Genomic DNA, 14,729 nt, shown 5'->3' with positions numbered 1-14,729 from the left:
TGTTCCAGGTGCCCGCCACGACCGCGCCCTACGGTGGGCTTGTGACGGAACATGCGGTGGATGCGCAGGCAGCCGCAGCCCAGCTCAAGGAGCGGCTCTACGCGGCGATCACCATGATCTCCGTCGTCCTCGGGCTCGCGGGCAGCGGCCAGGTGGGTGACCTCGGTGCCGCGGCGACGGTGCTGACCGCCTCGGTGGGCCTGTGGCTGGCGGCGCTGGTCGCCGATCAGCAGGCGCATCGCGTGACGCACGGCGCTCTCGCCCGGGGACGGGAACTACGCGCGATGATCTTCGTCAGCAGCCCGCTGCTGCTGTCCGCGGTGGGCCCGCTCACGCTGATCGGCGTCTCGACACTGGGAGCGATGGGCCTGAACACCGCCCTGCTCACGGCGGCCGGGATCAACATCGCCACCTTGTTCGCGTGGGGGTGCTACGGCGGGATCCGCATGGGGGGAGGGACCGCATTCGCCCTCCTGGCCGGCGCGATCGACGCGGCGATCGGGACGGCGGTCGCAGTGGTGAAGGCCTCTGCGGGACACTGACGCCCGACCGCACCATGCCCCTTGCTTGGCGTCACTTCGTCACGGTGAGAGAACGAGGCGGACGGGATTGTCTTCCTTTACCTGCAGACGCCTGACCGCGTCCTCGACCCGGCTCAGTGGGAGGACGTCACTGACCGACCCCGACAGGTCGAGCCGTTTTGCCGCCGCGAGCTTGACCAGTAGGTGGAGGTCTTGCGGTTCGGAGCCCCAGGCGCCATGGACACTGTGCTGCAGTGCGTTGAAATGGTCGCCGTGCGGGATGGTGACAGGCCGCGAGCCCATGCCGATCAGGACGAGCCGCCCGTGCGGCGCCAGGAGGTCGTCGGCGCTGCTGTGTACGCTCGGATGGCCGACGAGGTCGATCGCCAGATCCAGGCCCAGTCCGCCCGTGGCCTCGCGGACTCGGGCCGGGAGGTCGGCGTCGGCAGGATCCAGGGCCAGGTCCGCGCCCACGTTCAGGGCCCGGCTGCGGGCCGCCGGCAGCGGGTCGAAGGCGATGATCGGTACTGCCCCGGCGAGGCGGGCGATCTGCACCGCGTGCACGCCGAGCCCACCCACTCCCCAGAGCCCGATGCTCTCCCCGATCCGGAGCCGGCCGTGGCGCACCAAGCCAGCATAGGGCGTGGACACGGCGTCCGGGATGATCGCCGCCTCCTCGAACGGCAGGCCGTCCGGGATGGGGACGAGTGACTGGTGACGCGTCACGGTGTACTCGGCCCAGCCGCCGTCGTAGCTGATCCCACGCGCCTGCGGCATCAGGCAGAAGCCTGTGTCGTGCAGGCAGTTGGGGCATGTGTCGCACCGATCGCCCGCAGTCAGGCAGACCCTGTCGCCCAGCTTCCACGCGGGCGGGACGCCGGCGCCGATCTCCGCGATGGTGCCCGCGACCTCGTGCCCAAGTGTCACCGCAGTCTGCTCGCGGTCACGGGTGACAGGCCTGGGCAGGGTGCCATCGATGATGTGTACGTCGGAGAGGCAGACGCCTGCCGCGCGGACCTTGAGCAGCACTTGCCCGCGCTTGGGTGTGGGGACGGGAACCTCCTGCAGTCCGAACAGACCGGTCACCAGGTCGAACCTGGCCGCCGTCATCACGGCGGCCTCACTTCCCAGCTGGGGAGTCATGAGGGGTCTCGCTCTTCTCCGCTTGACGTTTGTGCGCAACCGTCCAAACTTGTACGGGACCGTACGGCCATGCGGGGAGCGAAGCGATGACCGACACACTGCCGTTCGAGGCCGACACGGCCCCGGCCGACGCCCGTCCGGCGTTCCCCCGAGGACTCCTCGGCGACGGTGTTCCGTCGGCAACAACCCCTGGACGAACTTCAACCGCGCCACCGGTCAGCCGCTGGGCTCGGTTCGGTCGAGGTCACGCTCGGGGTCGGCGGCTCATATTCTGACCGCTTGGACCGCTTGGCGATGAAGGCACCCGTGGCGGGTCGCTTCCGCCGAGTGAACATGCGGGTGGGTCGCAGCCCGGTATCCGTGGGCCTGGTGTCGCCGACATTCCTGACGCGCACGCAGTCGCTGCGCACCGACTGAACGCCCCGAAGCGGCCGCACCGGAACCCGGATACGACATGGGGGTCCTCAGGCAATGAAGGCCTCCGCCGACAAGACAGCCCCGCAGAGCACCCGTGCCCCGCACCTGCCCCTGGCCACCCGCCGGGAACTGGTCCTGGACGCGGCGCTGCGGGTGGCACTGCGGGAGGACGGCACGGTGTCGATGGAAAGTGTGGCCGCAGAGGCAGGGGTCGCCAAGACCCGTCGTCTACCGCTGCTTCGCCAACGGCGAGCACATGGTGGCCGCGCTGGGCGATCGCGAGAAGCGGCGCCTGGCGGAGGGGCTGGCCGCCGCGCCGGCCGCGGCAACCCCGATCACGGACCCGGCCCAGGCACTGCACCGGCTGATGGAGGCTTACTTCACCGCGGTGACAGGCGTCCCCGATAGCTACCGACTCGTCCACGGCCCGGCCGCACTAGCGGATCGGATCGGCGGAATCGACCAGGCTCGTGCCGGGGCAGGCGAGCACCTCACCTCCGTACTCACCGCCTGGCTGGACGACTCCGCCCCGGGCCTGTCGGCGGCCGGTGACCGTACCGCCTCCGGGCTCGCGGCCCTGGCCGTCGGGGTTGCCGAAGCCGGTGCCCGCCTGCTGCTCGACCCCGGGCAGAACTGGAAACCAACCGAACTCGCCGATCTGGCCACGGCAATGTTCACCGGAGGTGTCCCCCGCACTTTCGCGATCCCGGCGATCGGCGGCTTCCTACTGGCGCTCGGCCTGATGCTCTTCCCGCCGTCCTTCGACAACAACGGGCACTTCCAAGAGCAGATGTCGTGCGGCGTGCCCGCACTGTTCGACCAGCAGGCTTTCACGAAGCAGAAGTACGGCTCCGACGGTGAGCCCGGCGAACTCGGCACGTCCAGATGCGCCGCGACGGTCGCCGCCCGAGAGCACCAGGCCGTCGGCGCCCTGGCCGTAGCCACCCCGCTCGGCCTGCTCGCCCTGGCCCTCCACCTGCACCGCCGCACGGGCCCGGCCCGCTAGCCGTACTACGTCAACTCGCCCTGCGGCGACGTCTGTTGGGCCCTCTCAAAGATCAGCGGCACGGCCCGTCCGCTGCTGATCAGCCAGTGCTCGATGCCGTTCACGGCGACGAGCAGAGCTGCCGCGGAGCCGAGCGTGGCGATCCCCGGAAGCCAGGGCGCGGCCCCGCCGAGCGCGAGCAGCGCGAGCCCCCTGGCGAACCGGGTCAGGGAGGCGGCACCGAACAACCCGCCGGGTGTAACAGAAGGTGAGGGTGAAGAGCGCGGCGGCGAACCGATGGGGTACGTGGGTGGGTTCGACGACCATGCGATCCGCCCCGACCGAGACGAGCAACAACCCCAGAACCAGCACGAGATGCCCATAACTGAGCACATCACGTACGACGATGGACGGGGTGGGGTGGGTGCGCAGGGCGTGGGCGATGGCGGAGGCGACGAGGTGGAAGTAGGGCCACCACAGGGCACACCCGGTGAGAAAGGCGAGGGAGACGGAGAGCAGCTCAAGCACCCGAGCCGCCGCCCGGCGACCAGGCCCCCACGGAAACGACGTTCTCGCCAAGGGCGATGATGATGAAGAGCCCGAACCGCTCGGGCAGATGGTTGACCCCGAAGGCAAGTTGTCGCAGATGCCCGCTGAGTATGAGCGGAGCAAGAATCTCCGCGACCACGGCAACCGCCCAGCCGACAGTGCGCAGCCCGGAGGGCAGCACAGCGGTGCCGAACAGAACAAGGGCGAAGGCGAGTCCGGCCCGGTAGGGGTGAATGGTGTAGACAGCGCATTCGCGGCGGATGGCCTCCCCGATGAGCAGCCGCAGCGCGAGATAGCACCCGGCGTAGAGCAGCGCCTCGTAGCGGGTCTCCAGGGCGTGCGGGGCGGCAACGCTCATGCCGTACGTGGCGAGCCCGGCGAGCAGCAGGAACACCCGCTGCATGGTGGTCTCGTGCACGGCGTTCATGGCCATGATGACATCGACCCAGGCCCACCAGAGCGGCACCAGGACCAGCAGACAACTGCCCAGCGTCGCCCAGTCGGGCCGCTGCGCGAGAACATGCGCGATCTGACTCACCCCGAAGGCGAGCACCAGATCGTAGAAGAGCTCCGTCGAGGTGGCCCGGTCTCGCACATCGACGAACCCGGGCTCCACGGACCGTACTTGACCAGCGAGATGGACCACCGCTGCACCTACTCCCCTCGACCGACGGGAATGCTGGTTGCAGCGCCGAATGTGTCCGCGGCCCGGCACGGGGCCCGCGTCACGGGGTGGCGCGGGAGCACATTGCGGTAAGTCGCGGAGGGGGCTGTCCGAACTCGGTGGACATGGCCGGCGTTACGAGGTGAGCCGCGCCGGCAGGCACGCCCCTTGCATGTTGCCCCGGCTGGTCACCGGGGCGACACGGGCGATGGCGGCGCCTTTACAGGCCGAGCACGCCGAGCACGCCGTGGACGAGTCCAACGAGACCGCCAAGCAGATCTCCCAAACCTCCCATGACCATGTCCTTTCTGTGGAGGGTGTCGGGTTCATGCCGCTCTGACGCTACCCAGCACCGCCGGGTGGCACCCTCTAGGTCACCCATTCGTGGACGCCGACCCACAGCCCGGCCCGCCCCTAATAGGACTCCGTTAGGCCTCAAGGCGATCTTGTTGCTTTCCGCTGGTGGGTGCGGGGTAGCGGGCGGTGGCAGGTGGTGCAGGTGCCGGTCCAGCACCTCAGCGTGTCCTGGAGGAGGTCGAGGACGTGGTAGAGGGTGAGGCCGGCGTGGGGGCTTTTGGGGAGAGCCGCTGTTCGGTGAGGAAGGCGTGGGCGGCGGTGGCGAGGGTGACGTGGTGGTGCCAACCCGGCCAGGACCGGCCTTCGAAGTGGTCCAGTCCCAGGCCGTGTTTGAGTTCCCGGTAGTCGTGTTCGATGCGCCAGCGCAGCTTCGCCCAGCCGACCAGGTCCTCCAGCTTGGTGTCGGCGGGCAGGTTGGAGAACCAGTACTGGGTGGGCTCTTCGGCATCGGCGGGCCATTCGGCCAGCAGCCACAGGCCGGGCAGGACACCGTCCCACCAGCCCTGTTCGGCCGAGGCCCGGGACCGCAGCGGACGGACGATGGAATGACTTGCCGGGCGCACACGCTGGGCCGCGAAACGCGAGTGCATCGGGCCGCGGGAACCTTGTCGCCAGGTGACGTCGGTGAAGCCTCGGTGCCCCAGGTTGGCGGCGTGCGCGGACACGGCCAGGGGTGCCTGTCGGTAGCAGGGCTGGGGCCAGCACCCGTTGGTGCCTTTGCGGGCGGGTACCTCGGGGACTGCGTCGAGGGGGTGGGCGGTGACGTCGGCGCGGATGGACAGCACATAGCCCAGGCCGCGCTCGGTGAGCGCGGTGCGGAAGGCCGCGTTGGTCCCGTAGGCCGCGTCGGCGAGCACGACGCGGGGCGGTATGCCCCAGGCGGTGAGCTCGTCGAGGATGTCCAGGGCGAGCAGCCACTTCTCGCGGTGCCCGATGTTCGCCGGTACTTTGCACGCCCTGCGCCGCTCGTCATCAGCGGCCCACTCCTTGGGCAGGAACAGACGCCACTGCAAAGGGCACGAGGCCCTGGCGGTGACGGCATGCACGCTCACCGCCACCTGGCAGTTGGCCCGCTTGCCCAGCGCGCCGCAGGTACTGGCGGATCACGCCGGCCGACATCCGGCGACGCTCCGGCGGCGACCGGACCCTCATCGGCGTCACGCACCCAGGTCCGTAGCGTCTCGGGGTTGATTCAGATCGGCTCGCGACGTCCTTGAACGTTCGCCTGTCGGCCGAGGCCTGCCACAACGCGGTCGCGTCGGACCGGAACTCCGCACTGTACTTCGAGGCCCCGTTCGTCGGCGGCCGTGGCGTCGGCGACGAGCTCATCCTGGACGACGTCGTCGGCGTCCGGGTGGTACACGTCGGCGGTGCCGTCGAGCAGCGCCCGCGATGCGTTCCCACTCCGCGAGTTCAGCCGGTCGGTGTCCAGGTCCTCGCGCCGGGTGTCCTCCCGCTGGTCGAAGCGGGCGTCCTCGAGTGCGGCCGCGGCCTCCATGTACGTCATGCCCCGTGCGCGGCGGCGGCCCATCAGGCCCAGTCGACCGGCTCGGCCACGCCTCCGCCGGTGAGGGGGCGGCGCGGCCGCCGGGGCGCGGGAGTGTTCATCAGTGAGCTCACAGTGAGGCACCCGGGGGTGTACCAGCTCATGACAGCAACATCCCGCCCCAGCACCATTCACATGTCAGTGACATCCAGGTCAACCACACACACCACCAACAACAACCCACCAACCTGACGAGCCATCAGTTACACCACTCCACTGACACCAAACCGGCGCACCGCAGTTGAGCCGGAGAAGCAGGACTGGCGGCGCGGCTACGACGCCGCCGCCCGCTACCAGGACCGCGAAGGGGACCTGGAAGTCCCGTACGAGCACCTGGAAACACCGCGTTGGACAAGCCAGTGGGGCAGTGGCTCACCAACATCCGCAAGGCCGACGGGCTGGACGAGGACCCCGTCCGCGCCAAGCAGCGGGCTGAGCAGCTCGCGGCGGTCGACAAGGAATGGAACCCGGCACTGTTGGGGTGGTCGGTGGACTGGCAGCGCCACCACGTCGGCCTGGCCGCGCTGCTGACGGACGGGGCGCTGCTGACGGGCATCGTGCCCGGGGTGACGTACCGCGGTAACGACATCGGACGCCGGCTCACCCGCCAACGGCGCGACTTCCGCCGGCTCAACGCCGAGCAGCAAAAGCGGCTCGCCAAGCCGGGTGTGCAACCGGCCGTACAGGCCCGCACTGGGGCGGGGCGGGACAGCGCGGCGTTCACACGGGGCCCGGCACACTCAAGGCCCCGCCGGTCGGGTCGGCTGCCTCCCGGGACTGAAGCTGCGTGTACGGCCAGAGGCTGGCTAAGAAGGGGCACCCCGGACTCCGGGGTGCCCCTTCTTCGTTCGCGTACGCCGTTTCCCGTCACCGCGCCGCGAATCCCGCGCATGAGCGGCCCGGGCGACCCTTCAGCGTCCGGGTCGGGCCTCCGCGGCCCCCGCTTCCCAGCGGCGGCCGATGGCGCGGAGCAGGGCCGGGTACACCCCCAGGTACCGGAAGGGCTTGATGCCCAGCATGTACACCGCGCCGAGCAGCCCGTTCGGCTTCACCAGGACGGCCAGCTGCCCGCGGTAGCCGCCGGCTCCGTCGGGGACCCAGCCGATGTGCCGCACCGCCCGCACCGTCCGGTTGGAGATCTCGGACACCCACTCGTCGCGTGTCTGGTAGACGGAGCTGAACGTGCCGCCGGAGAGGTCCGGCCCGCGCGGCCCGGCGCAGAGGTCAGCGGGCAACCGGTCCCGCAGCGACGGCATCGCGGTGGCGCTGGGCTTGTCCCAGCCGAACAGTGCCCCCAGCTTCCACCGGACCGCGAAGAGCAGGCGCGTCACGGGAGACGAGACGTGTGTTCCGTCGTCGGCCGCGAGCTGGTCCACGAGGCGCGCGAGGTCGTCGGGGCCGCCTGGCGTCGGCAGCGCCCACACATCCTCCAGGCGGAAGTCACCGGCGATCTCATGGATCCGCCAAGGGCGGGAGGTGTGTGCGGTGGCGGGGAGTCTCATGACACGGGCCCCTATCTATACGATGGCGTATAGATAGAGACTAGCCACATCTGTACGGCACCGTATAGATGTGGGAGACGTGAGGGGAGGCACACCATGGGCGCGATCCGCACGCCTCGCGGCAAATGGATCGAGGAGGGGCTGCGGGCGCTCACCGCCGGCGGCCCGGAGGCCGTACGGATCGAGTCGCTGGCGCAGGCGCTCGGCGTCAGCAAGGGCGGCTTCTACGGGTACTTCGACAACCGGGCCGCGCTGCTCGCCGAGATGCTCGACACCTGGGAGCGCGAGGTGGCTGAAGCGGTGATCGAGCAGGTCGAGAGCGGTGAGGGGGACGCCAGGGCCAAGCTGGAGCGGCTGTTCGCGATCGCCTCGGCAGGCCACGGACCGACCACGGGCGTCGCGGCCGAGCTCGCGATCCGCGACTGGGCCCGGCGCGACGAAGCGGTCGCGGAGCGGCTGCGGCGCGTGGACAACCGCCGCATGGACTACCTGCGTTCACTGTTCGGCGCCTTCTGTCCGGACGAGGCCGAGGTCGAGGCGCGCTGCATGGTCGTCTGCTCACTGCGGATCGGGGAGCACTTCATCGCCGCCGACCACGGTGGTCTCAGCCGTGCGGAAGTGATGAAACTGACCAGAAAGTGGCTCCTGCGGTAGCCCCCTCCTCATCCCGCAGACCGCGACGGCTACTCGCCCTGGCGCACGCACCTTGACGCCGCCGACCAGCGAGTACGCGCGCACCTTGACCACCGGACCACCGGGCTCGCCCGTCACGCTCCGGCTGGGGCCGCCGACCAGCGAGAACCCGCCGACCTCGACCGCCGTACCGGCCGGGACCGTCAGGTCGACCCCGCCGTCCGCCGAACAGGCATCCGCCGCTTGCCCCCGCCAATCCACCACCACCTATGGAGAATCCTGTGGCTCTGCCCACAATGACCGCCGAACAGCGCACGGTGGTGATGGCGAAGGCGGCCGCCGTTCGTAAGGCCAGATCGGAACTGATCGAAAAGGTAAAAACAGGCGGGCTGACAATGGCCGAGGTACTCAAGAAGGCCGACACCGACGAAATCGTCAAAAGGACCAAGGTCGCGGCCGCTATCAAGGCACTTCCGGGGGTGGGCCCAGTGACGGCCGCCAAGCTTATGGATCCAGGCCGAGATCCCTGAGGACCGCCGCATCGGCGGCCTGGGCACCAGGCAGCGCGCAGCCCTGCTGGCCGCCCTCAAAGACTGAGACCCGTCCGGAGGTGCTGGGAGTGGGAGTACGCAGGTCATCCCGACCCGGGGATGACCTCGAGCGCGGCAGCCGTTGGTCACAGCAGCGCCGGCGCGAGGTCAGCGTTGTCTGGACAGTGCACCCTGGCCGTGTGCCGACCCCAGAACACCGGAGTCTGTAGGCAGCTGATCGCGGTGACTGACTCGGCGGCCGGTCGTTGAAGAGGACAGTCAAGGGAAGTGCACGAAGGGTCCCTGGTTGCCACGTGGCCGGGGACCCCGTGCTCTCCAGCAGCTCAGCCGGACCGGCGACCTGCTGGCCGGGAAACCGCGGTCGTTTCCGTCGCTGTCCGGCGGTCACCCCTCGCGCCGGCTGCTCAGCCGTGCGAGGATCGCGCCGCGCTCGGCCTCCTCCCGCACCAGGCTCCGCTGACGAACGGCCTCGTCACGGTGGGCCTCGATGGCCGCACGGACGAGTGCGGCCAGGATGTCCGGGAGGGCCTCGGCCAGCGTGGTGGTGTCCGAGAAGGAGCGGCGGTCGGTTGCCTTCGGCGGTGTGGTCGGCAGACCGTACGCGGCGACCTGTTCTTCGGTGACCGCGACCCGCTCGAAGGCGACCTCGGCGGCCGCCGCAGCAAACGCGACCACGTCCTGAGCCAGCGAGCTGAACATGTGCTCACCGTTTTCACACCGCCGGCCACGGCCGCATAGCAGCATCTTGCTTGCTGGTGAACCCGTCGAACCCACCTCCCGAGAAGCACGAAAATCCCGAACTCCGAGCGAGAAGCGACTGCGCGCAGTGCCTGGCGTGGACGCCGTACAGCACCGCGCGCAGGTCTCGTTCGGGCTGACGGACGACCGGGTGAACGGCGTGCTGCTGTACGCCACCACCTACCGGGCGGAGCTCGCACCACCGGTCACCGACTCCGCCCGCATGGACCTCTTCCCGCTGCGCCCCGGTGCCGGACATCCGGCACCACATCCAGCAGCTGGGCTTTCCGGCCACCACGCTGCAGTAGCAACTCAGCGCGCTGCCAACGGTGTTGGAGCTGATCAGGTCGGTCGGCAAGGCGCTGGCGGTGATCCTTGGACTGCTCTCCTTCGCCGGTGCGATCACCGTGACCGGCGCGTTCGCCCGGCAGCGCGTACGCGAGATCGACATTCTCAAGGCCGTCGGTTTCCGCACCCGGTTCGTACCGTTGATGCCCGTTCCGGAGACGGCGCGCGGCGTGCAGCGGCGCTTGCCCCACTGCCGCCATGAAGGACTGGCAACCGCGATGCGAAAGCACCCCACGACCTGCGACTCCGTACGCGCCGAAGCACCAACGGCGTCAAACCCGCCGCCAGGCGTTGCCGTCCCACTTCGCGCGGGGCACGGAGGCGGCGGGCACTGCCGCGACAATGCGAGCTTTATCACATAGAGGAAATTTGTCACACCGATTGATCCGCCGAGGGGTCTGGGTCGCGGGCTGCCGTTCCTTTACGGTGGACCGACATAAGGCGCAAATCGATATACCTGTTCATCCTCCTCGGAGGGCCGACGATCAGCGGACGGGCGAAGGAGCCCGCCCGAGTGTTGATCGCGATGCCCGGAGCGATCGCGACTCCCCGGGCGAATCCCCCTCAGTCAAACGCCCAGCAGGACCAAGCCGACTGCGGAACACGGCGGTCACCGTGTCCCCAACCGGCTGCCTGCCCGCGCTCGACCTTCCGCGCGCCTCATCGCGACCATCACCGAACCAGGCACCCGTGCGGTGCCCGACGGAGGTAGAACTGTGGCATCGGCCAAGCCCAAAACGTTGGCAGCCGCCGCTCTGATAGCGACGGTCGCAGCAGGCGCGCTCACGGCGTGCGGGCCCCACGGGGGCGCACGGAACACGGCGTCAGTGGTGCCGTCGTCCCCCGCGCCGTCCGCCTCCGCGGCATCGTCCCCCGCCTCGGCATCACCGACGTCGTCCCCCTCCCAGTCTCCGTCCTCGCCCCCCTCGGATTCCGGGTCCGGCACCCCCTCCGCCCGACCGTCCTCGGCGCCCCCGCAGGACCCCGGCACGACGAACGCCTCCGCGCCGGGGAAGGCACTGGGCGGCGGGCTGGTCTCCGACACCCTCCTCTCGCACACCGTGGGGAGCGGCGCCAAGGCGGTGGCGCTGACCTTCGACGACGGCCCGGATCCGCAGTGGACGCCGCAGGTGCTGGCGCTGCTGGCCCAGCACCACGCGAAGGCCACCTTCTGTGAGATCGGGCCCAACGCCCAGCGCTACCCGTACCTGACCAAGGAGATCAGCACGGCCGGGGACCGGCTGTGCGACCACTCGGTCCACCACAACGAGCAGCAGAGCCGCATGTCGCTCGACTACAACACGCACGAGATAGCCGACGCCCAGCGCGAGATAACCGACGCCGCAGGGACGGGCGCGAAGCTCATGTTCTACCGGGCACCCGGTGGCGACTTCAGCCCGATGATCCGCAACATCGCGGCCGAACACGGCCTGCGGCCGCTCGCCTGGAGCGACGACTCCAACGACTGGAAGCGTCCGGGGGTGAACGGCATCCTTCGCAGCATCAACCAGGATCTGCGGCCCGGCGCGATCATCCTGATGCACGACGGCGGCGGCGACCGCTCACAGAGCGTGCAGGCGCTCGCCCGCCTTCTCGACCAGCTCGACTCCCAGGGCTACACGTACAGCTTCCCGACCCCCTGAGCCACCGTCCGGATCTCCGGATCTTGAAGTACATCGCATCACCTGAACCGGGGTGTTGCGACGACCACTGGAACGGAAGGATCACGGTCGGACCTCACGCGTGCACCAGGCGGGTCGGGGAACGGACCGGACCGCCGTCGGGAGGCGGCCTCATGCCTCCGCGCGCTTCGCCCGTCTCCTCCCGCCCCTCGTCCTTGGAGCTCAGCGAGGAGCCGGCGGTCGCGTCGCTCACCGCCGCGACCATGGAGGAGGACCTTCGCACCCGGCTCCATCAACTCACCTGCCCCACCAGCAACTTGGCAACCCCGGTCAGGGGGTATCCACGCCGACGGTTCCGCCACCGCACCGGAGGCGAAGCACCGCCTCGCTGACCAGCCCCTCCCCCCTATAGCCGCGCGGGTCGGGAAGGCACGATGTGCTCAGCGTAGTCAACGCCGACGGCATGCCGACGGCTCCTCGCTCCTCGATGAGATCGTCCGGGAGGGCGCCCGGCGGATGCTGACCGCCGCGCTGAAAGCCGAAGTCAACGCGTATATAGCCGAGTTGGCCGAACTGTGCTGCGAGCGTGGGTACCGTCTGGTGGTCCGTAACGGCTACCACCAGCCGAGGATGTTGTCACCGCCGCAGGCGTGGTCGAGGTCAAGGCCCCGCAGGTCGACGACAAGCGGGTCGACGAGGCCACCGGCGGGCGCAAGCGGTTCTCCTCGGCGATCCTGCCGCCGTGGCGCCGCAATTCGCCGAAGATCAGCGACGTGCTGCCGCTGCTATACCTCCACGGCCTGTCCTCGGGCGACTGCGTGCCCGCGCTCAAGCACTTCCTGGGCAGCTCGGCCGGGCTCTCGCCGACCACCGTTACCCGCCTTACGGCGAAGTGGCAGGCCGGGCTTTCGGCGAGCGTGACCTGACCGGCAGCGACTACGTCTACGTCTGGGCCGACGGCATCCGTCTGCGCATCCGTCTGGAGGAGGGCAAGTCTTGTGTCCTGGTCCTGATGGGCGTGCGCACGACGGCACCCAGGAGCTGATCACCATGGCGGACGGCTTCCGTGAATCGGCCGAGTTCTGTGCCGACCTGTTGCGCGATGCCACCCGGCGCGGGATGCACGCCCCCGTCCTCGCGCGGTCGCCCCTCGCGCCGGCCGCTCAGCCGCGACTACCGGGCCGACCGCCAGCACGGCCGGTTGGACAATCCCACCAGCGCGGGGCTGAGTCATCCGGGGTGCTGGGGCTCGCGAAGTGGAATGGCAGGCCCAACCGTTCTGCCAGCGCCCGTCCTACCGTGCTCGCCTCTTCCGCCTCCGGCCAGGCAGGGAGCGGGCCGTCGAAAAGGCGCATATCCGTTCCGAATCGGATGAGCGCGAGGTGATACGCGGCTCTCGGCTCGATCGTGACGCCGAGCAGCTCGACGAACCACCCCTCGGTATCGCCGTCCCACACGGCCTCGATCGCTTCCGGGCGCCGGGGCAGCTCGCGGATCTTGGCGGTCAGGGCATCAACGTTCAAGGGCGCCGTCGGTGCACGGTCGAACCGCCGCCCCAGCACTGCATAGCGGTCAGTGATCAGATCGAGGCACTCGGGGATACTCGGGACCGGCTCCGGGCTGGCGTCGCGGATCACCTTGATCGCGTGGATGCGATGCTCCTTGAGCAGTAGGCCGTCGACTTGCTCCCGGACGTCAGTGGCCAACGCATCCCACACTGGGTTCTCCATGGCCGTATTCAAGCGTGAGGACCACCCTGGTGGGCAACACCTTTGTTGCTCTGGTGATCTACGAAGCAGCCCTCTGAGCTGGATTTTCTGTCACCTCTGCGCAGCAACTGGCATCAGCGTCATGGCGGGACAACCGAGGGCATGGTCCCCCAACTCATCTACATCAGCGAGGAGTTCGGAATCTCCTGCGGCGGCTTCGACGGACTCGCTGGCAAGCACGATGCCGCCGAGCGGGGCATCGCCGGCGACAAGATAACGTGCATTCTTCACATCGTTCACCCCGGCGCTTCGACGTGTGGCAGGACGCTGCGTCGGATCGTGTGAGCTGGGGTTCTTCCTCGCATCTCTGAGGCTGTCGTGATCGTTGCGACGCGTTGCCAGGAGATGGAGGCAACCCTTTGTGGGCCTTCGCCGGAGGCCACCGGCATCGACCGGCCGGTGGCGGGCCGCGGTGTGGTGATGGCCGGGCCGGGTACGGAGCCACATCGCGAGCCGGCCCGGGTCGGGAACGTGCTGACCGGGGTGCGGCAGTTCCTCTTGCACGGCATCACCGCGAAGGCCGTGCCGTCGGAGGTCCTGGTCCAGTTCTATGAGGTGGCGGAGGACTGGGACCTGCCCGAGGAGGCCTGCGGCGAGGGGATGGGCGGCTACCGGCTCAAGGCCCGCCACCGCGTCCAGGCGCCTCGCGAGCGCCCGGACCGGGCCACGGACGCCGAAGCGGTGGCCCTGTTCTCGGCCTGCCGCAATGCCCGGGACCGCTTCATCGGGCGACTGCTCGCCCGCGCCGGACTGCGTCGTGGGACCGCCGCGGGCTTGCGGCGCGAGGACATGCACTTCATGCGGGACTCCACCGCGCTCGGCTGCGCCAGCCCCCCTCCCACCTCCCGCGTGTCCGTTTTGGTCTGAATGGGCGCACTTTAAGACGTGTTCTGCATGTTCCGCGTTCGAGGGGGTGTCCTGTGGATGAGGGTCAGGTAGGTCGCGGCGTCTGGTGCGGTGCATCGCATGGCACCGGAGCGTCTTGACAGCGGAGCTGTCGGGGCGTTGCGGCAACGCGGCGAGGTGCCGTGCCAGACGCCGCGACCCTAAGGGCGGCAAGTTCCCCACGGGGCAGGCCTGTCACCCCTCACCGATCCACCGAATGGGAGCACAACGTGATCAAGCAGGTTCTCGCCGGAGCGGCCCTCGCCATTGCCGCAACGATGGCCGTCGCCGTGCCCGCCTCGGCAGACACCACGGGCTTCGGGACCCGTAACGGTGACACCGTCATCGCGGGCGGCGCGGGTGGCATCCTCAACACCTACGGTGCCTCGCTCGTCAACGTCGATCTCCGCTGCGCGGTACCGCTGCCCGAGGGCGAGGGCATCGGCGGACACGCCTTCGGCGGCCCCAAGGCCGCCTGCAACATCGCACCCGTCAACCA

The 14,729-nt window shown here is 69.4% G+C and carries 18 protein-coding genes and 3 pseudogenes; 10 read left to right on the top strand and 11 right to left on the bottom strand.

Going from position 1 to position 14,729, the window contains the following annotated elements:
• Positions 1-41 precede the first annotated feature (41 nt).
• Positions 42-542, top strand: a complete 501-nt coding sequence (locus ACIBK6_RS40435) for a hypothetical protein (protein ID WP_399058154.1) — start codon at positions 42-44, stop codon at positions 540-542.
• Positions 543-581: 39 nt separating this feature from the next.
• On the opposite strand, the gene ACIBK6_RS40430 is transcribed toward ACIBK6_RS40435, so the two are convergent.
• The gene (locus tag ACIBK6_RS40430; RefSeq protein ID WP_399058183.1) at positions 582-1,631 is read right to left on the bottom strand and encodes a zinc-binding dehydrogenase; all 1,050 of its coding nucleotides are present in this window, start codon (positions 1,629-1,631) and stop codon (positions 582-584) included.
• Positions 1,632-2,271: 640 nt separating this feature from the next.
• On the opposite strand from ACIBK6_RS40430, the gene ACIBK6_RS40425 reads away from it, so the two are divergent.
• Entirely contained in the window at positions 2,272-3,087 is an 816-nt protein-coding gene (locus tag ACIBK6_RS40425) for a hypothetical protein (RefSeq protein ID WP_399058152.1), read from the top strand.
• 5 nt (positions 3,088-3,092) lie between these two features.
• Here the strand turns inward: ACIBK6_RS40425 and ACIBK6_RS40420 are convergent, their stop codons facing one another.
• The 3 genes and pseudogenes from ACIBK6_RS40420 to ACIBK6_RS40410 all read right to left on the bottom strand — a co-directional run bounded on the left by ACIBK6_RS40420 (position 3,093) and on the right by ACIBK6_RS40410 (position 4,231).
• Complete coding sequence (locus tag ACIBK6_RS40420; protein ID WP_399058189.1) at positions 3,093-3,314, bottom strand: hypothetical protein; 222 nt, start codon at positions 3,312-3,314, stop codon at positions 3,093-3,095.
• 82 nt (positions 3,315-3,396) lie between these two features.
• Positions 3,397-3,594: pseudogene (locus tag ACIBK6_RS40415) on the bottom strand (low temperature requirement protein A); the annotation flags it as partial.
• Entirely contained in the window at positions 3,587-4,231 is a 645-nt protein-coding gene (locus ACIBK6_RS40410) for a low temperature requirement protein A (RefSeq protein ID WP_399058150.1), read from the bottom strand. The pseudogene ACIBK6_RS40415 and the gene ACIBK6_RS40410, both read right to left, overlap by 8 nt.
• A gap of 220 nt (positions 4,232-4,451) precedes the next feature.
• Here ACIBK6_RS40410 and ACIBK6_RS40405 point away from each other — a divergent pair, with 220 nt between their 5' ends.
• On the top strand, positions 4,452-4,619 hold the full coding sequence (locus ACIBK6_RS40405) for a hypothetical protein (protein ID WP_399058148.1): 168 nt from the start codon (positions 4,452-4,454) through the stop codon (positions 4,617-4,619).
• A gap of 175 nt (positions 4,620-4,794) precedes the next feature.
• On the opposite strand, the pseudogene ACIBK6_RS40400 reads toward ACIBK6_RS40405, so the two are convergent.
• The 3 genes and pseudogenes from ACIBK6_RS40400 to ACIBK6_RS40390 all read right to left on the bottom strand — a co-directional run.
• Positions 4,795-5,770: pseudogene (locus ACIBK6_RS40400) on the bottom strand (IS701 family transposase); the annotation flags it as partial.
• 58 nt (positions 5,771-5,828) lie between these two features.
• On the bottom strand, positions 5,829-6,143 hold the full coding sequence (locus ACIBK6_RS40395) for a hypothetical protein (RefSeq protein WP_399058146.1): 315 nt from the start codon (positions 6,141-6,143) through the stop codon (positions 5,829-5,831).
• Between the two features lie 950 nt (positions 6,144-7,093).
• Positions 7,094-7,684 carry a DUF2867 domain-containing protein gene (locus tag ACIBK6_RS40390; RefSeq protein ID WP_399058144.1) on the bottom strand — a complete coding sequence of 197 codons (591 nt, stop codon included), beginning with the start codon at positions 7,682-7,684 and terminating at the stop codon, positions 7,094-7,096.
• A gap of 96 nt (positions 7,685-7,780) precedes the next feature.
• Here ACIBK6_RS40390 and ACIBK6_RS40385 point away from each other — a divergent pair, with 96 nt between their 5' ends.
• Both ACIBK6_RS40385 and mihF read left to right on the top strand, forming a co-directional pair.
• Positions 7,781-8,338 (top strand): TetR/AcrR family transcriptional regulator, encoded by a 558-nt coding sequence (locus tag ACIBK6_RS40385; protein WP_399058142.1) that lies wholly within the window; start codon positions 7,781-7,783, stop codon positions 8,336-8,338.
• A 260-nt stretch (positions 8,339-8,598) separates the two neighbouring features.
• On the top strand, positions 8,599-8,847 hold the full coding sequence (gene mihF / locus ACIBK6_RS40380; protein WP_399058140.1) for an integration host factor, actinobacterial type: 249 nt from the start codon (positions 8,599-8,601) through the stop codon (positions 8,845-8,847).
• Positions 8,848-9,252: 405 nt separating this feature from the next.
• On the opposite strand, the gene ACIBK6_RS40375 is transcribed toward mihF, so the two are convergent.
• Positions 9,253-9,567 (bottom strand): hypothetical protein, encoded by a 315-nt coding sequence (locus ACIBK6_RS40375; protein WP_399058138.1) that lies wholly within the window; start codon positions 9,565-9,567, stop codon positions 9,253-9,255.
• 368 nt (positions 9,568-9,935) lie between these two features.
• On the opposite strand from ACIBK6_RS40375, the gene ACIBK6_RS40370 reads away from it, so the two are divergent.
• Positions 9,936-10,316 carry a hypothetical protein gene (locus tag ACIBK6_RS40370; protein WP_399058136.1) on the top strand — a complete coding sequence of 127 codons (381 nt, stop codon included), beginning with the start codon at positions 9,936-9,938 and terminating at the stop codon, positions 10,314-10,316.
• A 468-nt stretch (positions 10,317-10,784) separates the two neighbouring features.
• Positions 10,785-11,597, top strand: a complete 813-nt coding sequence (locus tag ACIBK6_RS40365; protein ID WP_399058134.1) for a polysaccharide deacetylase family protein — start codon at positions 10,785-10,787, stop codon at positions 11,595-11,597.
• A 94-nt stretch (positions 11,598-11,691) separates the two neighbouring features.
• Here the strand turns inward: ACIBK6_RS40365 and ACIBK6_RS40360 are convergent, their stop codons facing one another.
• A complete protein-coding gene (locus tag ACIBK6_RS40360; protein WP_399058132.1) occupies positions 11,692-11,829 on the bottom strand; it encodes a hypothetical protein in 138 nt (45 codons plus the stop codon).
• 239 nt (positions 11,830-12,068) lie between these two features.
• Between ACIBK6_RS40360 and ACIBK6_RS40355 the strand changes: the two are divergent.
• Positions 12,069-12,716, top strand: a pseudogene (locus ACIBK6_RS40355) (transposase); the annotation flags it as partial.
• A gap of 23 nt (positions 12,717-12,739) precedes the next feature.
• Here the strand turns inward: ACIBK6_RS40355 and ACIBK6_RS40350 are convergent.
• Both ACIBK6_RS40350 and ACIBK6_RS40345 read right to left on the bottom strand, forming a co-directional pair.
• Positions 12,740-13,306 carry a hypothetical protein gene (locus tag ACIBK6_RS40350; RefSeq protein ID WP_399058187.1) on the bottom strand — a complete coding sequence of 189 codons (567 nt, stop codon included), beginning with the start codon at positions 13,304-13,306 and terminating at the stop codon, positions 12,740-12,742.
• 90 nt (positions 13,307-13,396) lie between these two features.
• Entirely contained in the window at positions 13,397-13,585 is a 189-nt protein-coding gene (locus ACIBK6_RS40345; RefSeq protein ID WP_399058130.1) for a hypothetical protein, read from the bottom strand.
• A 105-nt stretch (positions 13,586-13,690) separates the two neighbouring features.
• Here ACIBK6_RS40345 and ACIBK6_RS40340 point away from each other — a divergent pair, with 105 nt between their 5' ends.
• A complete protein-coding gene (locus tag ACIBK6_RS40340) occupies positions 13,691-14,212 on the top strand; it encodes a hypothetical protein (RefSeq protein ID WP_399058128.1) in 522 nt (173 codons plus the stop codon).
• Positions 14,213-14,460: 248 nt separating this feature from the next.
• Positions 14,461-14,729 (top strand): hypothetical protein (locus ACIBK6_RS40335; RefSeq protein WP_399058126.1); only part of this gene is annotated, 269 nt, incomplete at its 3' end.

The sequence above is a fragment of the Streptomyces sp. NPDC050485 genome (assembly GCF_044458185.1).
In the GTDB taxonomy this organism is placed as follows: domain Bacteria; phylum Actinomycetota; class Actinomycetes; order Streptomycetales; family Streptomycetaceae; genus Streptomyces.
This window is presented reverse-complemented; position numbering and strand designations above follow the sequence as displayed.

Excerpts from the sequence above, each read along its gene's own strand:
- ACIBK6_RS40430 (WP_399058183.1), bottom strand. The coding sequence starts at position 1,631 with ATGACGGCGGCCAGGTTCGACCTGGTGACCGGTCTGTTCGGACTGCAG.
- ACIBK6_RS40405 (WP_399058148.1), top strand. The coding sequence starts at position 4,452 with ATGTTGCCCCGGCTGGTCACCGGGGCGACACGGGCGATGGCGGCGCCT.
- ACIBK6_RS40395 (WP_399058146.1), bottom strand. The coding sequence starts at position 6,143 with ATGACGTACATGGAGGCCGCGGCCGCACTCGAGGACGCCCGCTTCGAC.
- ACIBK6_RS40390 (WP_399058144.1), bottom strand. The coding sequence starts at position 7,684 with ATGAGACTCCCCGCCACCGCACACACCTCCCGCCCTTGGCGGATCCAT.
- ACIBK6_RS40385 (WP_399058142.1), top strand. The coding sequence starts at position 7,781 with ATGGGCGCGATCCGCACGCCTCGCGGCAAATGGATCGAGGAGGGGCTG.
- ACIBK6_RS40375 (WP_399058138.1), bottom strand. The coding sequence starts at position 9,567 with ATGTTCAGCTCGCTGGCTCAGGACGTGGTCGCGTTTGCTGCGGCGGCC.
- ACIBK6_RS40350 (WP_399058187.1), bottom strand. The coding sequence starts at position 13,306 with ATGGAGAACCCAGTGTGGGATGCGTTGGCCACTGACGTCCGGGAGCAA.
- ACIBK6_RS40340 (WP_399058128.1), top strand. The coding sequence starts at position 13,691 with ATGGAGGCAACCCTTTGTGGGCCTTCGCCGGAGGCCACCGGCATCGAC.